Genomic DNA, 18,996 nt, shown 5'->3' with positions numbered 1-18,996 from the left:
GCGGCCACTGACCCGTTGACGAGGACAGAGCCATTGACGGCGTTCGAGACGTTGAAGCTAACACCCGCTGCGGTGTCGTCCGGATCGGAATAGCCGAGATCGGCCGTCGTGAGCTTATAGGTTCCGCCCTCTGCGACCGCCGCTCTCAGATCGCCGCTGCGTATGGGAGCGTCGTTGACGGGGTTGACGGTGAAATTGAATGTCGCAGGGGTTGGCGCGGAGTTGTCCTCATTGCCGTCTTCGACGACGACCCGGAAGGATGCGGCAGTGGTCTCCGAGCCATTGTGGCGGAAGGAGACGAGGCCGGCTGCGAGTTGCGCCGCCGTAAAGCTCGCGGCCACTGACCCGTTGACGAGGACAGAGCCATTGACGGCGTTGGAGACGTTGAAGCTAACACCTGCTGCAGTGTCGTCCGGATCGGAATAGCCGAGATCGGCCGTCGTGAGCTTATAGGTTCCGCCCTCTGCGACCGTCGCTCTCAGATCGCCGGTGAGCGCGGGAGCGTCATTGACGATGCCGTCGACGAGGATGGAGCTGGTCGGCGCTATATTGTTCAAGGTAAGCAGAGCGCTGTTGCCGGCGCTGTCGCTTATAGTCGCCCCATTGAGCGTGACGGGGCCGAGCGTGATGCCGGTCCCGGTCCAATCTGCCTGGTTATCGGCAACCGTCAGTCGGAATGCCAGAGCGGTGCTGCCGCTTCCTGCAATATATTCGGCATAGGCTGTCCCGCCCATATCGAGCATAACCGCAAGTCGCGGAACGCCGTTGGTGGTGTCCACGGTCACCGCCTCATGGAAGTTGATCGCGAAGTCCAGACTGTCGCCGAATTTGTAAGTGCCGGCTGCAGGCACTCCTACGCTGGTGACCGTCGGCCCAACGCCGTCCACGACGATGTTGTTCTGCGCGGCGATCGAGTTGGCGCCGCCCGGCGTCGGCAGTGTCAGATCGGCGCCGACATTGGTGGCGCTTCTGATCGCTCCGCCGTTCGCCGCTAGCGCGGAGATGCCCGCATAATCCAGATCCGGAGCCAGATCGCCCGCCTGAACCGTGTAGCTGAAGGACAGCGTATTCGATCCGGAACCCGAGACATACGCGGCAAGCCGATCGGTGGCGCCGGTTTCCAACAGCAATGTCGGCGTTCCGCCGGTGGTGTCGACGTTGACCACCCCGTCGAAAGTTACGGTCAGTGTGATCGTATCTCCTGCCTTGTAGACTCCGTCCGGTGCGGCAGCGTCGACGCTTAAGACCTGCGGAGCCGGCGACACGACGGCGATGGTGATCGTATCGCTATCGCTTTGCGCACCGCCCGAACCGGAATGCCCCTGATCATTGGTTGTGATCTTTAGTGAGGCGTCGCCCGAATAGCCGGGGCTAGGAGAGAAAACCAGCCCGTTCAGTGCGACGTTGATGTCGCTCAGGGAACCCGCAAAGGTCATGCCCGAATCGGACGTGCCGGTGCCGGCAATAAAGGTCAGACCCGTAGTGCCGCTCAGCGTAAGCTGGCCGTGTTCGGCGGTAAGCGTCACCACGACCGTACCGCTGCCGGCATCGACGTCGGCAATCGAAATTAGATTTCCATCTGCAATGCTGAAGACGAGGGCGCCGTCGGCTAGGACCGATTGCCCGACCGGAACGTGGTTTACGGGTGCATCGTTCACGGCAGTCACTACGAGCGTCGTGGAGGAAGCATCGCTTTTCGCGCCGCCGGACCCCGCGTTGCCGAGGTCGTTGATCTCCGTCGTCAGAACGACGTTGCTGGTCGAGTTGGACACCGGCGTAAATGTGACATTCGAACCGGCGATGAAGGCATTGATGTCGGCCAGGGAGCCGGACATTTCCAGCGATGTGCCCGTGCCGGAAACGGTAACGCCGCCCGCTGAATGCGCCGAGAGCAATCCCGAGGCGACGCTGAAAGTAACTGTAACGGTGCTGGACCCTGCATCCGCATCAGCGAAGGAGATGCCCGTAATTGCCGTCGCGGTGTCCTCAGAAATACTGACCACAGCGGGAGCCGAAACCGTCGGGGCGTCGTTGACCGCCGTTATTTGCAGCGCCGTCGTTTCCGCCGCGGTCTGCGCGCCGCCGCTGCCTGTGTTTCCGCCATCGGTGATGCTCGTCGTGAGGATCACGTTGCCGGTCGCATTCGCGGCCGGCGTGAAAGTCACGTTTGCGGCTGCAATGAATGCGTTGATATCGGCCACCGTGCCGGTGAGCGTGAGGCCCGTCCCCGTTCCGCCTGCGGTTACGCCGCTGCCGCTGACGGCCGAGAGCGATCCCGATGGCACGGAGAAGGTAACGGTCACGGAACTGCCGCCAGCGTCGGCGTCGGAGAAGGAAATGCCCGTGACAGCGGCCGCGGTGTCCTCCGTGAGAGCGATTGCACCGGGCGCGGAAATTTGCGGCGCATCGTTGACGGAGCCGACGTCGATGATCTTCGTGGCGGGAGCGCTGTCGCTCGTGCCGTCATTGGTGGTGAAGCTGATCGTACGGGCCGCAGCCGTGGGGGCCTCGGAGGTGTTCAAATAAGTGACGGTCCGTAACGCCGCCTGCCACTGCGCGACGGTTGCCGTTCCGCCCGGCGACGTAAGGGTCAAAACGCCTGTCAGGGAGCTATAAGTGGCATCGATGTTCCCGAACGCGGCCGAACTGGTATTCGCGAAGGCCAGAACGTCCTGACCGGAATGAAAGTTTCCGGTGATCTGGACGGTCGCCGAGGCGAGCGTGCCGTTGTCGAGGTCGGACACGGTTAGTCCGGTGTCGATCGCCACCGGTGCATCTCCCTCAGTAAAGGATCCGGTACCGCCGGACGTCGTCGTCACCGGAGCGTCATTGACTGCGATGAGATTCACCGTCGTCGATGTCGTTGTCGAATTGCCGCCTTCGGCGTCGCGGACCGTAACAGAGATGGTCCTTGTGCCGGTGGGCGAGGCGCCCATGTTGGCGTAGGTCAGGTTGTGAATAATGGCTTCCACTGCGGCGCCCGAAGCGTTGCCGTTCAAAGCGACCTGCAGGAAGCTGGACCCCGCACCGCCTCCGCTCATTGTTCCGATAGCGGTGCCACCAAAGGTAACGATCGTACCTGAAATTCCGATTTGCCCGGCACCCGTTCCCTGGTTTTGCAGACCGAGGACATCTTCGCCTGCAACCACTCCGGAAAGCGTGAAACGTATCTGTCCACCGCTCCAGCCGGTATTGTCAGCATCGACGACGGCAGCCAGACTTATGGTATCCACAAGTATCGCAGCTTGACTGCCGCTGACATAGTCCTTTGCGTCGGAGGCATCGAAATTGGTAACAACCGGCCGGTGGTTCGCGTCGATGGTTATATTATCGAGCCAAAAGCTCATCGTGCCGGTGGTCGTCGTCTCCGGAATGATGAGATCTTGCAGGCTGAGCGATGCTCCTCTGCTCATAGCGGGAACATTGCCGGCAAAGATCGCCCGATAATAATAGGGCCCGACGCCATCGGCGTGAATATTGTCGTCGTACCAGGTGGTTCCGTCCAGACCGAGTCCCGGCGACCAACCATTCACGACCAAAGGATCGGCGTTCACGCTTATCTGGTAGTCGTAGAAGTCGATCAAAGCTCCGGTTGCGCTGGTGATGGCGATCGAAAATTGTTCGCCGCCATAGGCCGGGTCCTCGGCGAAATTGAAACGGCCGTTGTCGAAATTGGCACTCCAATTTCCTTGCGCGGATATCGTGAAAACGAGCCCGCCGGCGCTAAGGACATTATCGGCCCCGCCGGCCGATCCGTCGGTGATCTGCCCGGCGGAAAAGTCGATTAATGTTTGCGCCATTGTCTGCACTCCTGCAATATCTGCCGCGATCGCCTGGAGGGACGGCACTGACTCCAAGCCACGGGCGTGTCCGCCCTGTCTTTGTCTACGACGCTGTTTATGTCACAAGCGTCTGAAGAAAACTCGTAATACATTGATTAAAAAGGTTTTTGTGTTCGCTTACGATGCGGCCGCCTTGTGTCTTTGCCTCTACCACTCGGCGTCCCGCAAGGTCACATTCGCCAACGGATTCCGACCCGCACCACATCGAAATCGAGATCGTTTTCGTAGCGCGGGAACGCGCCGACCGGTTCGATCGCTGCGCCCGAGGCGGTCACCTTGCCGAAATCGTAATGAAGATATTCGAGCGTTGCCGACCAGTTCTCCGCAAAGCGCCACTCAGCCCCAGCACCTGCCACCCAACCGCTCTTTGTTCCTCCGCCGGAAACGTTCATCTGACCGATCGTCGGCCAGTCGCTAAGGTCGTAGGCGCGCACGCCGATATCGGCCACGGCGACACCGCCGGTCACATAAAAGAGCAGGTCGTCGGCGGCAAGTCCGGCACGAAGACGCGCGGTGCCGACCCAGTCGGTGTCGAAGCTTGCATGTGTGTCGTTGACGATTGCGGACGTGCCGGTGCCGGCAAGATTCATAAGGCTGAAATCGACTGCGCCACCGAAGACGAGTGTCAGCCCTTCGACATCGAATTGCCGGTCGCAACCGGCTTCGATCCCGCCGACTACTCCGTGATCATCGCTCTTGATCACCTCGTAGGGCGGACCGACACTGTTCCAGGAGGTTCCGTCCGTCGCGAATGGCCCCTGGGTGAACGGCTTATCGGTTGCTTCGGCATCGGCGCGGCCATAGCCCGCATTTGCTCCCAGATAACAGCCCGACCAGTTTCGGGAGGAAGTCAGTTCGTCGGCGAAGGTCGCGTGAGCGCTTGTTACCGTCAGCGCGATGGCGAAGGCCACGGGCGAGGCGAGACCGGACATATTATCTCTCGTGATATATGATAAACAACTTATAGATGATTATGCTGATGGAATTCTCGTTATGCGACCATAAGTAAGACGGCGGCCCAAAGAAAGTGGGCGCTTTGCACAATCATTAATTTTTTGTGAGAGGGCGCCGTTTATCCGGAGAAAATGGTGCTCCGGCCCAATTGAAGGCGGCGAAAAGCGAAATCCTTCACTGCTGCGCGGCGGCGCGGCCGGAGAGCGAAGCCCGCCGTTTCCCTGTTTCAATGAAACAGGGAAACGTTCTAACAGTTTGGAATCACACACTTCCACACGGAAGAGCGTTACACCCTTTCCGGAAGTGCTCTAAAGCAATCGGCCCGTACGAACGAATCAGGGTTTCGACCAACCCGGCAAGGTCCCAGAGGATCGAATAGACGCGATCTACCGTGCCATCTGCAGCGTCAGCTTGCGCTCGGCGCGTTCCTGCTGCGGCGAGCGGTTGTAAAGCTCGCGGTAACACTTCGAGAAATGCGAAGCGGAAACGAAGCCGCAGGCGACGGCGACTTCCACAACCGGCATGGACGACTGGATAAGCAGGTGCCGGGCGCGGTCGAGGCGGATTTCCAGATAATAGCGGGCAGGCGATCTGCCCATTTCCTGGCGGAAAAGCCGTTCTATCTGACGGCGAGACAGGTCCGCGCTTTCTGCGATCTCCAGTAGCGACAGCGGCTCGGAGAGGTTGCTCTCCATCAATTCGATGATTGACAGGACCTTTGCGTTCTGGACGCCGAGACGCGCTCTCAGCGGCAGCCGCTGGCGGTCGTGCGGCCCGCGCACCCGATCCGTCAGCGCCTGTTCGCATACGCGGTTGACGAGGTTCTCGCCGAAATCCTGATCGATCAGGTTCAGCATCATGTCGAGTGAGGCGGTGCCGCCGGCGCACGTATAGATGTTGCCGTCGATCTCGTAGAGGTCCGCATATACATCGGCCTGGGGGAAGCTCTCGGAGAAGCCCGGCAGGTTTTCCCAATGGATCGCGCAGCGCTTGCCCGTGAGCAGGCCCGCCGAGGCGAGCACATGGGCGCCGGTACAGAGACTGCCGACGGCGATGCCGCGATTATAGGCTTCGCGCAGCCATGCATTCACCGACTTGTTCTGGAAGTCCTCGACATAGACGCCCGAACAGACCAGCACCATCGATGGGCGGCTTTCTCCGCCGAGATATTTGCGTTCGTCGGCGAGCGAGGTGTTGACTTCGAGCGCAATGCCCGCCGACGAATAGACCTTTTGCCCGTCGGTCGAGGCGAGACGCCACGTATAGGCTTCATAACCGAGCATCCGGTTCGCGATGCGAAGTGTCTCGATCGCCGCCGAAAAGGGCAGCATCGAAAAGTTTGGCACCAGAAAGAAGACGAGCGAGCGCTTCTTCGTCAGCGGTTTGTGCATAGAACCTCCCAGGCTAAAGCACGTTGCAGAGATAGAATTCATGCGACGCACTTCAGGTCGTCGCTTCCGTGCATGTCGTCAGCCCCAAACCGCTGCGCACTTTTGGGCGACATGCATTAAGGCTCGTATATTCGTCGCTTGGAATATGCGCTTCAGCTTGCCGAATTGCGACATTGGCATGGAAAGCCGCGACTGGGAAGAAATTTCGCATTGCGACATCCATCGGCCCGGGCCTCTCGCGGGCCGGATCGACGAGTATATGGAATGCGACAAGATCACGGACCGCGATGACGTAATCGAGCAAAAATGAGGCAAACTGAGCGAAAGCTGCGCAACAGCGCCTGAGTTGCGACTTTGCCGCCAGCGACTTTTCATCTTCGCGGAGTCTGGATGTCGGTATCTGACAAGACGCATTGGAGAGCGCGCAGCTTCGTGGCCCGGCGTCAAGGCAACACAGCGACGGCGCGGCTTGCATGGGCGTCTGAAATAGGGTACCCCCCTATGCTATGTCCCACACGATCAGAGATCAGGAAAAGTTGCTCGCCCGTGTCCGCCGGCTAAAGGGGCAGATGGAAGCGGTCGAGCGTGCGCTCGAAGCTCGCCAGGCCTGCGGCGATATTCTCAACCTCGTCGCCTCCGTGCGCGGTGCAGTCAACGGGCTGACGATCGAACTGATCGAAGATCATATTCGCGGCCACGTCGCCGGCCACGAATCTCAAGGAGAGCGCGAAGAGGGCGCTGCCGAACTGATCGAAATCGTCAGGAGATACCTGAAATGAGCGAAACCCATTCACCGGCGCCCACTGGTCATGATCATGTATTCCTCGGCGACAATCACCAGCGCAACGAAAGGCGCACCTGGTCCGTCATCGCACTGACTGCGGGAATGATGGTGGCGGAGATCGCCGCCGGTACCTTTTACGGTTCCATGGCATTGGTCGCCGACGGCTGGCACATGTCGACACACGCCGCGGCCCTGCTCATCGCGGCGCTCGCCTATCTCTATGCCCGGCGTAACGCGCGCAACCCACGCTTTACCTTCGGTACGGGCAAGCTTGGCGATCTCGCCGGTTTCTCAAGCGCGATCGTACTTGCCTTGATCGCGCTGCTGATCGGCTGGGAAAGCCTCTTGCGGCTTGCCGATCCGGTGGCAATCAGTTTTCCGCAAGCCATTTCGGTGGCCGTACTCGGACTTGCGGTCAATCTCGCCTGTGCCTGGCTGCTTCGTGAGGATCATTCACATCACCACCATAGTCACAATCACCACGGCCATCATCACCATCACGAGCACCACCATGGCGTCTCGGCCCAGGGGCGGGACAACAACCTGCGTGCCGCCTACCTGCATGTGCTGGCGGACGCGCTCACCTCGGTCCTTGCGATCGTCGCGCTTGCGGCCGGCAGCGTCTTTGGCTGGATATGGCTCGATCCGATGATGGGCATTGTCGGCGCGCTGGTGATTGCCCGCTGGTCATGGGGCCTGATACGAGACAGCGGCAGCGTTTTGCTCGATTACATTCCGCCGGGCGAGGACCTGCCCGACGAAATACGCGCGGCAATCGAGCGGGACGGGGATCGGATCACCGATCTGCACGTGTGGCAGCTTGGGCCCGGCCACCACGGTGCCATCGTTTCGCTGGTGACGAAGAATCCGCAAAGTCCGTCGAGCTACCGCCGCAAGCTCGAGCATATCCACGAGCTTTCGCACGTGACGGTCGAGGTCGAACCGCTGGCGGCCTGAGAGGCAGATCGATCTATCGCGCCTTGCGTCGTGGGTAAGGCGTCTCGCCGCGGGCAAGCATGCCGACATATTTTTCGATGCGCGCAGCCCGCGTCTCGGTCTTCTTCGCATCGTGAATGCGAAATAGGATTGCGTAGCGATTTTGGCTGTCGAGTTCGTCGAACAGCATCTTAGCCGCTGCGTTCTGCGCAAGCGCATGGTGAAGATCGTCGGGCACGGTCGCCTTGCTCGGCGGTGGCGCGGCGGCATCCCACCGGCCGTCGTTCTTGGCGCGTTCAACTTCGGCAAGGCCGCGCGGCATCATGCGCCCCTCGGCGATCAATTCGGTCGCCCGAGCGCAATTCACCTGCGACCATCGGCTGCGCGCACGGCGCGGCGTGTATTTGTTCAGGTAAAAGTCGCTGTCGGATCCAATACGCTGACCGTCGATCCAGCCGTAACAGAGCGCCACATCGAGCGCCTCCCTCGGCGTGATGGTCGCTATCCCGGACGCCTTCTTGGCGAATTTCACCCAAAGCCCCTTGCAATCAGGTCCTTGCTCCGCGATCCACGTTTCGAAGGTCTTTGCGTCCGCAAAATGGATCACCGGCAATTGGGCTTCACTCTCACTCATCAGGATTACCGATCTACTGGGGAACTCTCGACACGGACCGCTTTTACAAAAGCAAAAACATGCCACTGATGCCAGCCGCAAATATTATCAGGAGGCGAGGGGGTCGTCCGGGCAAAGGCAGTCACAGGTTGCGCAGCGCTGCAAAATTGTGTTGCTCATGTCGGGGAGCGGGAGACTCGCTCGTCTTATCATCGAAACCGGCACAGGCCGGTCCCAAACCGAGGAGAAGAACGATGTTCCGCACCGCCCTGATTACCGCGACGCTGCTCGTTGCGGGCGCCACGCTTGCCCGATCCGAACCGGCGGGCGATCGGGTCAAGGTCAACGGCATGGAAATGTATTACGAAGTCTCGGGCGAGGGCGACCCGCTCATCGTGCTGCATGGCGCCTACATGAACATCCCTTCGATGGGTGCCATTATCCCGAAGCTCGCCGAGACCCACAAGGTCTATGCGATCGAGTTTCAGGGCCACGGCCGCACCACGGATATCGACCGGCCGATCACCTATCCCAATCTTGCCGATGACGTCGCAGCCTTCATGGATGCCGTGAAGATCGAAAAGGCCGATGTCTTCGGCTACTCGATGGGTGCGGCTGCCGGTCTGCAGCTTGCCATTCGCCATCCGGAAAAAGTCAACAAGCTCGCCGCCGCCTCCGTGGCCTATGATGCCGAGGGCTGGCAGCCGGCGTTCAAGGCCTTCATTCCCCAGATGTCGGTCGAGATGTTCGTCAACATGCCGTTTGCCGAGGACTATCGCAAGCTAGCAGCCAATCCCGACGGCTTCCCCGAGCTCGTCAGGAAACTGATCGCGCTGGAGAAGGAGCCGATGGCATGGGAAGCGGACGTCAGGGCATTGAAAACCCCGGTTTTGATCATCACCGGCGATGCGGACGTGGCGACCCTCGAACATTCGGTCGCTTTGTTCCGGCTGCTCGGCGGGGGCGTCATGGGCGACATGGGCAAACCACTGCCCGCCTCTCGCCTTGCCGTCCTCCCGGCGACGTCGCACACCGCCGTCATCAGCCAGCCCGAGCTGCTTCATGCGTTCGTCGAACCTTTTCTGAAGGGCAAGACGCCGAAGGGATTCTTCGAGTAGGGAGCACTTGCTGGCGCCAAGTGCTTGGCGCTTTTCGAAACAAAAAGGGCATTCCGTTGCGGGAATGCCCTTATAGTCTGGTCTTGCGGTCAATGCCGGGAGGATGGCATCTGCAGTCTTTATTCATTGGTCCGTCTTATGCACTGCATCATCGACGGAGGGGAAGCCGATATCCTTCAACGTGTCATAGGAGAGGTTCTCCAGGACACGTTCGTTGCGGTGGCGCTTCCAGGCGGCCCAGGCACGTGCCCGCAGGTTGAAAAGTCCGGGCAGGGCTGCGAGACCCGGGCTCGATGCGGATGAAAAATGCTCGTTCATAGACATAGCTGGTTCCTTCTGAGTTCCTCAAAAGGTCGCGACCATGGACGTTATGGTGCAACGCGATTGATCATTCAAACGAATATGTTTGATGCGATTCATCAAACCCCGTGATTGATTTCGCCCGCTTTAGTCGTTCTATCGGATGCTCTGATCGGTTGCTGTTCCGCGGGTAACAGGTCGTTTCGGACCCTGGCTGGCAGTCTCGCCAATTGGCGGCGTGTTTCCACCCGATTCCTGACTAGATTGCCGGCACGACGCCGTTCGGCAATCCGTTCGATAAGAGATCGGGCATGCCCCAGCATTGCCAGAACGATGTCTCCTTCATCGACGGTTCGAGCCTGCCTGGGCGCCCGGCCGGTGGGCGCGGCACTCGGGCCCGGTCTTTCGTCAGGGGCGCCATTATCGATCGCCAACATCAGAGCGGACATAGCCTTCTCCTTCTGGTTCAGGGCGTTTCCGTCCCTTGGAAGCTTGACTATCGCGCATGCGTGATGTTCAATCAAACGAAATGAAGTTAAGTTATCTTTCAGTTTTTCTGATCTAGGATGCCGCCATGAACATGATGATGCGCCACGCGCTTCCGCTGCTCGAAATGGACGTGCTCAAGACTTTCGTCGCCATTGCCGAGACCGGAAACTTCACCACCGCCGCGGAGACGGTCTACCGCACGCCTTCAGCCGTTTCGATGCAGATCAAGAAGCTCGAGGAAATGCTCGGCTGCACGTTGTTCCTGCGCGACGCCCGCTCGGTGTCGCTGACGCCGAAGGGCGAACTCCTGCTCGGCTATGCCCGGCGGCTTCTATCGCTCAACAACGAGACGGTGTCCCGCTTCCTGTTGCCAGACATGAACGGGGTGGTGCGGGTCGGTGCGCCGGAGGACGTCGGCGAGCGAATTCTGCCTGATGTATTGAAGCGCTTTGCCGAGACGTATCCGAACGTCACCATCGACGTTTCGATCGGCATGAGCAACGCGATGCGCAAGCGGGTCGACGAGCATCGGCTGGACATCGCCGTGTTCAACAGCCTTTCCGAGGACTCTGCCAAAGGCGCAGAAATCCTGATGCAGGAGAAACTGGTCTGGGCAGGTGCGAAATGCGGGAACGCGCATCTGCGCGATCCTCTGCCGGTTTCCATGTGGGAGGACGGCTGCGTCTGGCGTGCCGATGCGGTCGAGAAGCTGTCGCGTGCGGGCCGCAAGTTCCGCGTCGCCTTTTTGAGCGCCTATACGACCGGACAGCGTGCGGCTGTTCTCGCCGGGCTCGCGATCGCGCCGCTGCCGCGCTATCTCGTCCAAGGCGAGATGGTCCAGCTCGGCGAGCGTGACGGCCTGCCGGATCTAGGTCACTACAACATCGGCCTCAAGGTCATCGAAGATGCGCCGGCGCCGGTTCTGGCGGTCGCGGAGCATGTTCGCGCTGCCTTCGCCGAGCTGCAGATGCAGGCGGCATAATTCCGCAGGCGGCGTCCCGGGACCGCCAAACGACTCGGGAAGCAAACGTCGCGCGATACCGGGGTGGACGATCATAAGTTTTGGCTTATAATAAGCTATGACTTATGATCAGGATAAAGCCTTTGCTGCGCTCGCCGATCCAACGCGCCGTGCCATCTTCGAGAAGGTGGCTGAGCGGCGGCAGTCGGTCGCCGAGATCGCCCGGGCGATGCCGGTTTCACAGCCGGCGATCTCACAGCATTTGAAGATACTGAAGGCGGCACATCTCGTGCGCGACGTGCCGTCGGGTGCGCGGCGAATCTATTCGATCGATCCCAACGGGCTGGGGCCGCTCAGGAAATGGCTCGACCGATTCTGGGATGATCAACTCGCCGCATTCAAGCAGGCGGTCGAGGCGGCCGAGTGGTCTGAAAAAGCCGAAGAGTAACTCTGTCGCGATCTCACGGGAGGAGACCTCATGAACATGATCGAGCCGGCACCGGTCCGTAAGTCGGTTACGGTGCGTACATCGCCGCAGCAGGCGTTCGACATTTTCGTCAGCGGAATGGGGACGTGGTGGATCAAGGGCCACAGCCTCACGCAGTCCGGTCAAAAGACGGTTGTTGTAGAGGCCGTCGCGGGTGGCCGCTGGTACGAGATCGGCAACGCGGGAGAAGAATGCGAGTGGGGGCGTGTCATCGCGTGCGACCGACCGAACCGAATTCTCTTCGACTGGCAGCTCAACGCCGATTTCGACTACGATCCCGGCCTGCATACCGAAGTGGAGATCCTGTTCGAGCCAAATGGGGAAGGTGGCACGACCGTCATTCTCGAGCACCGCCATCTCGAAAATTACGGCGTGAAGGCCGAGGAAATGCGCGGTATTTTCAATTCGGAAAACGGCTGGGGCGGCCTGTTGGCGTCCTATGTGGAGATGGCAGCAGCTTGAGTTCACCGTTCCCGGTCATCATGCCATTCAGAACCTATGGCTGGCTCTGCCGACCGATCGGCCCATAAAGCGTATATGGGGACTGCAATCAGCGCGGGAGGCGTTCTTCCTGCCCAAGGACTTGGTCGGCTGGATCCTTGTGACAAGCACATTGACATGAAACAAGCCGCCGCGGACATCGCGACTCTCAACAGACTTTAATCGGGCTGCGAAATGCTGGCCATTCTGGCCAGCCGTTGGAATGCTGTCGGAGCCATGGGCTCTGCTTCGAGCCGTTTGCGGATGAGCGCGGCGCATTCGTCAGGCGTCATCATGGACGTGTCGACTGCGAGATCGTAGATACCGGGGCGATGCACCTCTCGCTGCCAGGCGAGCACCTGGCGCGGAACAGGCTCCGCCTCGCTGCCGGCGAGGTAACCGCCTTCGCGGCCGAGCTGGCCGCGATTGCGCCGCTCCATTATCGTCTCAACCGGACACCGCACCCCGACGAAGAGGACGGGAAGGCCGAGAAGCCGCCGAGCGCAGTCGGGGAGGATATGGCGTGGTTCGCCATAGGCCTCGTGATGCCCGACATCGACGACAACGTTCAGACCCAGCCGGCTATGCGCGGCAACGGACTCGTAGAGGGCTGCATAGAAGAGAGGTACGAGCGCTTCGATTTCAGGCAATTCACCGCCGGGCCGCAACCCGATCCCCGGCAGGTAGCGGCGAGGTATTACTCGCTCCATGTAAGTGTCGACGCCAAGGTTCATCCACGGACCGTCGAATGTCTCCTGGATCACCGCGGCTATGCTCGACTTGCCGGATCGCGGTGCCCCGTTGAGGATGACGATCCGTCCAGGATTGCAGCCGCTTTTCATCGGATCTCCTCGGCCGTCGACACAAGGTCCGGCTATTCGCGCGGTGAGACGAGGCTGGGGCTACTCCCTGCTGCGTCGCCGTCTGCGACCGCCCCCTTCGCCACCGTCGTCAATCAGTGCCTTGCGCGCCGGCAGGGTAACCACTTCGGCGAGTTTCGGGAAGGCATCCACCTTGTTCGGCATCGCCATGGCGTTGACGAAATGCTCCTGAAACTTCGATTCAAGCGCCGTCTCTATCTTCTCGATTTTCCTCACTGTTTGCTCGATCTCGCGGCGGTGACCGCGATTGAGGAGCGCCATCAGCGCGCCTGTGCCGGCGGCATTGCCGACCGCCTTCACTTCGGTGAGGTCGCAATCGGGAATCAGTCCGAGCACCATGGCATATTTCGGATCGATGAAGGAGCCGAAGGCACCGGCAAACCGGATCGTGTCGACGTGATCGACACCTTGTTTCTCCATGAGCAGCTTGATGCCGGCATAGAGCGCGGACTTGGCGAGCTGGATCGCTCGGATATCGTTCTGCGTCACGGTGATGCGCTGTTCGCCTTCGTGGAGCAGATAGGAGAAGGTGCGGCCGTTCGGGATGATGCGCGGGCTCTTTGCGACCATTGCGCCGTCGACGACGCCGTCCTGCGAAATGATGCCGGTGAGGTACATCTCCGCGACGACTTCAATGATCGCCGAGCCACAGATCCCTGTGACACCGACTGCCGCAGCGGCCTCGGCGAAACCTTCTTCATTCGACCATTTGTCGACGCCGATCACCCGGAACCGCGGCTCCAGCGTCTCGGGATCGATGCGAACGCGCTCGATCGCTCCGGGTGCGGCTCGTTGGCCGGAGGAGATCTCGGCCCCCTCGAAGGCCGGTCCGGTCGGCGATGAGGCGGCCACGACGCGCTCCCTGTTGCCGAGCACGATCTCGGCATTGGTGCCGACATCGACGAGCAGCATCATCTTATCCTGACGATGCGGCCCTTCGGAAAGCGTCGCACCCGCGGCGTCCGCTCCGACATGGCCGGCGATGCACGGGAGCATATAGAGGCGCGCGCCGCGATTGACCTCTATGTCGATTTCGTGCGCCCAATATTGCAGGGCGCCGGAGACGGCCAGTGCGAATGGCGCCTGGCCGAGCTCCGTCGGGTCGATCCCGAGGAACAGGTGATGCATGATCGGATTGGCGACGACGACCATGTCGAGAATGTCGCGGCGGTCGACCTCGCCCTCGGCGCAGACCTTGCCGATCAGGCCGTTCAACGCTTCGCGTACCGCTTTGGTCATCGCCTCGCGGCCATCCGGATTCATCATCACATAGGAGACGCGGCTCATCAGATCCTCACCGAAGCGGATCTGCGGATTCGATGTGCCGGAGGAGGCCACGATGCGTCCGGAGAGCAGCGATACGAGATGCATCGCAATCGTTGTCGAGCCAATGTCGCAGGCGACGCCATAGGCCTCGTTCTTCAGCCCCGGCCAGAGAGCGACAATGAAGGGACGCGAGGAGTCCATGTCGCGATGGATCGCCGCAGTCACTGCCCAATTGCCCTTGCGCAATATGCCTTGCACCTGGGGGATCAGGTGGGGGGCGATCAGAAGGTCCTTCCAACCCCAGTCTTTTTCCAGGACGACCTTCAACCGATCGAGATCGCCGAGCGGCTTATGCATGTCCGGTTCGTCGATCTCGACATAGCACAGTTGCACCGCCGCATTGCGCTCGATCACGCGGTCGGTTGCGGCCTTGCGCACCACCTGTGCGTTGATGACGGTGTCCTGCGGCACGTCGATGACGAGATCGCCGAGAATCTGGGCCGAGCAGGACAGCCGCCGCCCGTCAGGCAATTCGCGCACGCTCGCGTAACGCTGCTCCTTGGGACCAATCGGCGAGATATGGTCGTTGGACGAAACGATCTTGTGCTTGGCGAAATTGCCTTCCTGGACGGAAACCTGGCAACGTCCGCAGGTGGCGCGGCCGCCACAGACGCTTTCGACATAAACTCCAAGCGAACGTGCGGCATCGAGGATCGGCGTCCCGACGGGGAAACGGCCGCGTTTGCCGGAGGGCATGAAGAGCACCAGCGGATCGTTCTTTTCGTCCTTCGAGGGCACGTTCAACATTTTCTGTCTCGCCAGCAGTTTATTTCGCGAGCCGGCGGGCGTTTGCCCGCACGCGCTTGGCATAGGGCCGAACTGCGGCCGCCGCTATCCGGTTGTGCGCGGCGGCAGAGCCCGGCTTTCCGGCGGCAAGCGCCGCGGCCGCACCCATTCCTTCCTTCGCCAGGGCGACATTGGCGGCGACGACGCTTTCGGCGACTGCCGCCATCTTTTCAGTCACCATCCGGCTTGCCTCGACATAGTCGGTTGCCGAGCCGGTGATAGCGGCTACGGCCATCGCCTGCGTACGCGCGGCTATGACCATGGGGGCCTGAAACCAGAGTGCCGCCAGGTCGCTTGCGAAGGAGTGGTGCCTGGCCATTTTTACTCCGCCCGTGCGACGCCGGCGCGCGCCGCGCGTCCGCCGCGCCGCCCGCCGGCACCCGCCGGTGCGGCCGCAGCAGCGACGGCCTGGCCGCCTTCGGCCGGCTTGTGGTCGCGATAGGTCATGATCCAGTTTGTGCAGTTCGGGTCGGTGCCGTTAAGCACGTTTGCGGCTCGAACCGCCTCCATCTCCTGCGGACGGCAGGGGTTCATGATGGCCGAGGTCATGCCGGCGCCGATCACCATGGGGATGAAGCCGGCATTGATGCCGTGGCGATGCGGCAGGCCGAAGGAGATGTTGGAGAGGCCGCAGGTGGTGTTGACCTTGAGCTCTTCGCGAAGGCGGCGAAGCAGCGCGAAAACCTGCTGGCCCGCAGATCCCAGTGCGCCGATCGGCATGACCAGCGGATCGACGACGATATCGTGCGGCTTGATGCCGTAATCGGCGGCGCGCTCGACGATCTTCTTGGCGACCGCGAAGCGGACGTCCGGGTCCATCGAAATGCCGGTCTCGTCATTGGAGATCGCCACCACCGGAACGTCGTATTTCTTGCAGAGCGGCAGGATCGCTTCGAGCTTCTCTTCCTCGCCGGTCACCGAGTTGACGAGCGGGCGGCCCTTTGCGACGCGCAGGCCGGCTTCGATGGCGGCAGTAACCGAACTGTCGATCGACAGCGGCACGTCGACGAGGCCCTGAACGATCTCCAGAGTCTTGACGAGGAGCGGCGGCTCGGTCTCGTTCGGGTCGACGGCCGTCACGCCTGCATTGACGTCGAGCATCGTCGCGCCGGCGGCAACCTGCTCCAGCGCATCCTTGATCACGGTGTCGAAGTTGCCCTCGATCATCTCGGCGGCGAGCTTCTTACGGCCTGTCGGATTGATGCGTTCGCCGATGACGCAGAAGGGCTGGTCGAAGCCGATGATGATCTCGCGGGTGGCGGAGGCGACGATGGTGCGGGTCATATGAGATCCTCTGAACCTTGAGCGTTGGCCTATGTAATAGGGCCGTTCTGTGTTTGTAAGGCGCTGGACGAGCAGGAGCGCCGGTTATCCTCTGCTAAAGCCGCCGACTCACGGCTTTGTCTCAATGCGGGTGGTGCGCAGCGGCCTCGGCCATCTGCTGCTGATTTTCTTCTTTGCCTTCGCGGATATGTTCCAGCCGCTCCGCAACCAGCGCATCGGTCGGCGCGGCTTCGCGAGTCCAGGGTTTGCGGCCCCTCAGGACACCTGATTCATGGACGATTTCGGCAACATACTCTTCCTGGCGGTAGGCCATGACGTGGACGCCGGAAACGCCCTCGATCTCCTTCACCTCGTTCATGATGTCGATGCAGAGCTGCTTGCCTTCCTTTTTCTGGTCCTGTGCGCCCTCGAGCCGCTTGATGATGCTGTCCGGAATGTGGATGCCCGGAACATTGGAGCGGATCCAGCGGGCAGTCTTGGCGGATGCCATCGGCCCGACGCCCACCAGGATGTAGCACTTCTCGTGAAGACCGAGATCGCGCACCTTCTTCATGTATTCGCGAAACATCGGAACATCGAAGCAATACTGGCTCTGCACGAACTGTGCGCCGGCCTCGATCTTCTTGGCGAGGCGGTAGGGGCGGAAATCATAGGGCGGAGCGAAGGGGTTGATCGCCGCTCCGAGGAATACCTGAGGCGGCGTCGTCAGCTTGCGGCCCGAAAGAAACTTTGAATTGTCGCGCATGATGCGCACCGTATCGAGCAGGGACATGCAGTCGAGATCGAAAACCGGCTTGGCCCCGGGCTGGTCGCCCGCCTGCACGCCGTCGCCGGTGAGGCACATGATGTTCTGGACACCCATGGCCGAGGCGCCGAGCACGTCACCCTGAATCGCGATGCGGTTCTTGTCGCGGCAGGCGATCTGCATGATCGGCGCATAGCCCATGCGCGTCAGGAGCGCGCAGATGCCGACGGATGACATGTGGCAGTTGGCGCCTGAAGCGTCGACCGCATTGATGCCGTCCACCCATCCGTCGAAGACTGCCGCTCGCTCGTAGACGTCCTGGGGATCGGCGCTGTCCGGCGGATTGAGTTCGGCGGTAACTGCGAACTCGCCGCGGCGCAGCACGCGCTCCAACCGCCCGCGCGAGGAATGGCCGGGCAGGGGATCGAGCGGTGCGCCGGGATCGTGAGGATTGATGTCCGGACTCATTGCTGCGGACCTTCCTTGTTCGCCGCTTCGCGGGCGGCCGCGGCCTCGGCCGTTACCCGCAACCAGGAAGAGGTTTCGCGCAGCGACTGGTTGACCGGTTTCTGCACGTTCATGATTGCATCACCCTTCACCATGTTCTGCGAGCCCTTCCACGCCTGCACCCAGACGCAGGGCATGTCGGGTTCGACTTCGCAATTGCCGTTTGCGCGTACGCCGCCGCAGGGGCCGTTCCTCAGCTGTTTCGGACAGTTCATGGGGCACGACATACCGGTTGAGGACAACGCGCACTGGCCGCACATGCGACAGTCGAACAGGAAGCCCTTGACGTGACGCTCGACGAAGGTGACAGGCCTTTCAACCCGGTTGTAGCCGATTGCGTTCCAAAGCGGATGGAGAAGCAGGAACATGTCGGCGAAACGGTTGTAGAACCACTCGAGGAAACGCGAATTGCGCACGGCCCAGAGACGTACCGTGTATTTGTGGCGCGAGCGGCGGCTGGGCGACACACCCTGGGGCGTATAGGCGCCCGTCGCCGCCTTCCTGGCGGACTGGGCGTTGCCGGTCACGACCTTGGGGTCAGGCATTGTCCCGGCCTCCGGCCTTGACGAGTGCGACGAGGCGCTCCCGGTCATAGGCGGCTTCCAATTCCGCGGCCGCCCTGTCGGCTTCCGCCTCGAGGTCGTCGGATACCGGAACGGGATCGGCCTTGCGCCATTCGGCGAGGTAGTCGTCGGTCTCGGCGGCTCCGGTGCGCATGGCGCACATGTCGATCGCCTCGGTGAAACGCAGCGAGAGCTCGCGTTTGGCGGTCTTGCGGCCCTGCTTGATGATGACTTGCGCGGGGATATCGCGCCAGTAGACGATAATGCGGTCTGCCATCGGATTCCTGTTCTCCTATAGGGGCGACAATGCGCATGTCCACGCGCCGTGGCTCACCTTGCCACGACGTCCGATATGTCCAAAAACGACGCTGCACGATCGCGCATGCGAACCTTGCGTTCGCGGAGCGCGCCGCTTGTGCCGGCGCGGCGAAATGCCTGCCTTATCGGCGGCGACAAAGGACCGGGAATAGGCGTGCACCGGCCTTCGGATGGTCCTTAAGAATATCATGAATTTTGCATTCACTGCGTGTTCACCTGGCCGGCGGCAAA

Annotated in this window: 18 protein-coding genes; 6 read left to right on the top strand and 12 right to left on the bottom strand. The window is 61.1% G+C overall.

The window, feature by feature from the left end:
• From ACTJKL_RS24670 to ACTJKL_RS24660, 3 genes are all read right to left on the bottom strand, one after another.
• The coding region (locus tag ACTJKL_RS24670; RefSeq protein ID WP_440854046.1) for a beta strand repeat-containing protein at nucleotides 1–3,800 on the bottom strand (3,800 nt) is incomplete at its 3' end.
• A gap of 212 nt (nucleotides 3,801–4,012) precedes the next feature.
• Nucleotides 4,013–4,774, bottom strand: a complete 762-nt coding sequence (locus ACTJKL_RS24665) for an outer membrane protein (protein ID WP_440854045.1) — start codon at nucleotides 4,772–4,774, stop codon at nucleotides 4,013–4,015.
• 408 nt (nucleotides 4,775–5,182) lie between these two features.
• Nucleotides 5,183–6,187 (bottom strand): GlxA family transcriptional regulator, encoded by a 1,005-nt coding sequence (locus ACTJKL_RS24660; RefSeq protein ID WP_003530649.1) that lies wholly within the window; start codon nucleotides 6,185–6,187, stop codon nucleotides 5,183–5,185.
• 506 nt (nucleotides 6,188–6,693) lie between these two features.
• On the opposite strand from ACTJKL_RS24660, the gene ACTJKL_RS24655 reads away from it, so the two are divergent.
• On the top strand, nucleotides 6,694–6,966 hold the full coding sequence (locus tag ACTJKL_RS24655; protein WP_018095287.1) for a metal/formaldehyde-sensitive transcriptional repressor: 273 nt from the start codon (nucleotides 6,694–6,696) through the stop codon (nucleotides 6,964–6,966).
• On the top strand, nucleotides 6,963–7,928 hold the full coding sequence (gene dmeF / locus ACTJKL_RS24650; RefSeq protein ID WP_275597751.1) for a CDF family Co(II)/Ni(II) efflux transporter DmeF: 966 nt from the start codon (nucleotides 6,963–6,965) through the stop codon (nucleotides 7,926–7,928). The genes ACTJKL_RS24655 and dmeF overlap by 4 nt, the downstream gene beginning before the upstream one ends.
• A gap of 13 nt (nucleotides 7,929–7,941) precedes the next feature.
• Here the strand turns inward: dmeF and ACTJKL_RS24645 are convergent, their stop codons facing one another.
• Complete coding sequence (locus ACTJKL_RS24645) at nucleotides 7,942–8,541, bottom strand: YdeI/OmpD-associated family protein (RefSeq protein ID WP_100673772.1); 600 nt, start codon at nucleotides 8,539–8,541, stop codon at nucleotides 7,942–7,944.
• Nucleotides 8,542–8,774: 233 nt separating this feature from the next.
• Here ACTJKL_RS24645 and ACTJKL_RS24640 point away from each other — a divergent pair, with 233 nt between their 5' ends.
• Complete coding sequence (locus ACTJKL_RS24640; protein WP_018095284.1) at nucleotides 8,775–9,638, top strand: alpha/beta fold hydrolase; 864 nt, start codon at nucleotides 8,775–8,777, stop codon at nucleotides 9,636–9,638.
• Nucleotides 9,639–9,761: 123 nt separating this feature from the next.
• Here ACTJKL_RS24640 and ACTJKL_RS24635 read toward each other — a convergent pair whose 3' ends face one another.
• The gene (locus ACTJKL_RS24635) at nucleotides 9,762–9,962 is read right to left on the bottom strand and encodes a hypothetical protein (protein WP_018095283.1); all 201 of its coding nucleotides are present in this window, start codon (nucleotides 9,960–9,962) and stop codon (nucleotides 9,762–9,764) included.
• 550 nt (nucleotides 9,963–10,512) lie between these two features.
• Between ACTJKL_RS24635 and ACTJKL_RS24630 the strand changes: the two genes are divergently transcribed.
• From ACTJKL_RS24630 to ACTJKL_RS24620, 3 genes are all read left to right on the top strand, one after another.
• Nucleotides 10,513–11,409 carry a LysR substrate-binding domain-containing protein gene (locus tag ACTJKL_RS24630; RefSeq protein ID WP_018095281.1) on the top strand — a complete coding sequence of 299 codons (897 nt, stop codon included), beginning with the start codon at nucleotides 10,513–10,515 and terminating at the stop codon, nucleotides 11,407–11,409.
• Between the two features lie 97 nt (nucleotides 11,410–11,506).
• Entirely contained in the window at nucleotides 11,507–11,836 is a 330-nt protein-coding gene (locus tag ACTJKL_RS24625; RefSeq protein WP_275602516.1) for an ArsR/SmtB family transcription factor, read from the top strand.
• Between the two features lie 30 nt (nucleotides 11,837–11,866).
• Nucleotides 11,867–12,337 (top strand): SRPBCC family protein, encoded by a 471-nt coding sequence (locus tag ACTJKL_RS24620; protein WP_275597752.1) that lies wholly within the window; start codon nucleotides 11,867–11,869, stop codon nucleotides 12,335–12,337.
• A 197-nt stretch (nucleotides 12,338–12,534) separates the two neighbouring features.
• Here ACTJKL_RS24620 and ACTJKL_RS24615 read toward each other — a convergent pair whose 3' ends face one another.
• The 7 genes from ACTJKL_RS24615 to ACTJKL_RS24585 all read right to left on the bottom strand — a co-directional run bounded on the left by ACTJKL_RS24615 (nucleotide 12,535) and on the right by ACTJKL_RS24585 (nucleotide 18,724).
• Nucleotides 12,535–13,197: a phosphotransferase-like protein gene (locus tag ACTJKL_RS24615; RefSeq protein WP_440854044.1), complete on the bottom strand. Its 663-nt coding sequence runs from the start codon at nucleotides 13,195–13,197 to the stop codon at nucleotides 12,535–12,537.
• A 60-nt stretch (nucleotides 13,198–13,257) separates the two neighbouring features.
• Nucleotides 13,258–15,309 (bottom strand): ASKHA domain-containing protein, encoded by a 2,052-nt coding sequence (locus tag ACTJKL_RS24610; RefSeq protein WP_379943099.1) that lies wholly within the window; start codon nucleotides 15,307–15,309, stop codon nucleotides 13,258–13,260.
• Nucleotides 15,310–15,328: 19 nt separating this feature from the next.
• Entirely contained in the window at nucleotides 15,329–15,667 is a 339-nt protein-coding gene (locus ACTJKL_RS24605; RefSeq protein ID WP_440854043.1) for a hypothetical protein, read from the bottom strand.
• 2 nt (nucleotides 15,668–15,669) lie between these two features.
• Nucleotides 15,670–16,632, bottom strand: a complete 963-nt coding sequence (locus ACTJKL_RS24600; RefSeq protein ID WP_100673765.1) for a methyltetrahydrofolate cobalamin methyltransferase — start codon at nucleotides 16,630–16,632, stop codon at nucleotides 15,670–15,672.
• Between the two features lie 121 nt (nucleotides 16,633–16,753).
• On the bottom strand, nucleotides 16,754–17,845 hold the full coding sequence (locus tag ACTJKL_RS24595) for a methylenetetrahydrofolate reductase (RefSeq protein WP_440854042.1): 1,092 nt from the start codon (nucleotides 17,843–17,845) through the stop codon (nucleotides 16,754–16,756).
• Nucleotides 17,842–18,429, bottom strand: coding sequence for a methylenetetrahydrofolate reductase C-terminal domain-containing protein (locus ACTJKL_RS24590; RefSeq protein ID WP_275597755.1), 588 nt, complete (start codon nucleotides 18,427–18,429; stop codon nucleotides 17,842–17,844). The genes ACTJKL_RS24595 and ACTJKL_RS24590 overlap by 4 nt, the downstream gene beginning before the upstream one ends.
• Nucleotides 18,422–18,724 (bottom strand): virulence factor, encoded by a 303-nt coding sequence (locus tag ACTJKL_RS24585; RefSeq protein ID WP_003530676.1) that lies wholly within the window; start codon nucleotides 18,722–18,724, stop codon nucleotides 18,422–18,424. Before ACTJKL_RS24585 ends, ACTJKL_RS24590 begins: the two co-directional genes overlap by 8 nt.
• Nucleotides 18,725–18,996 lie beyond the last annotated feature (272 nt).

It is taken from the genome of Sinorhizobium sp. 22678 (assembly GCF_052044265.1).
Classification (GTDB): domain Bacteria; phylum Pseudomonadota; class Alphaproteobacteria; order Rhizobiales; family Rhizobiaceae; genus Sinorhizobium; species Sinorhizobium meliloti_A.
This window is presented reverse-complemented; position numbering and strand designations above follow the sequence as displayed.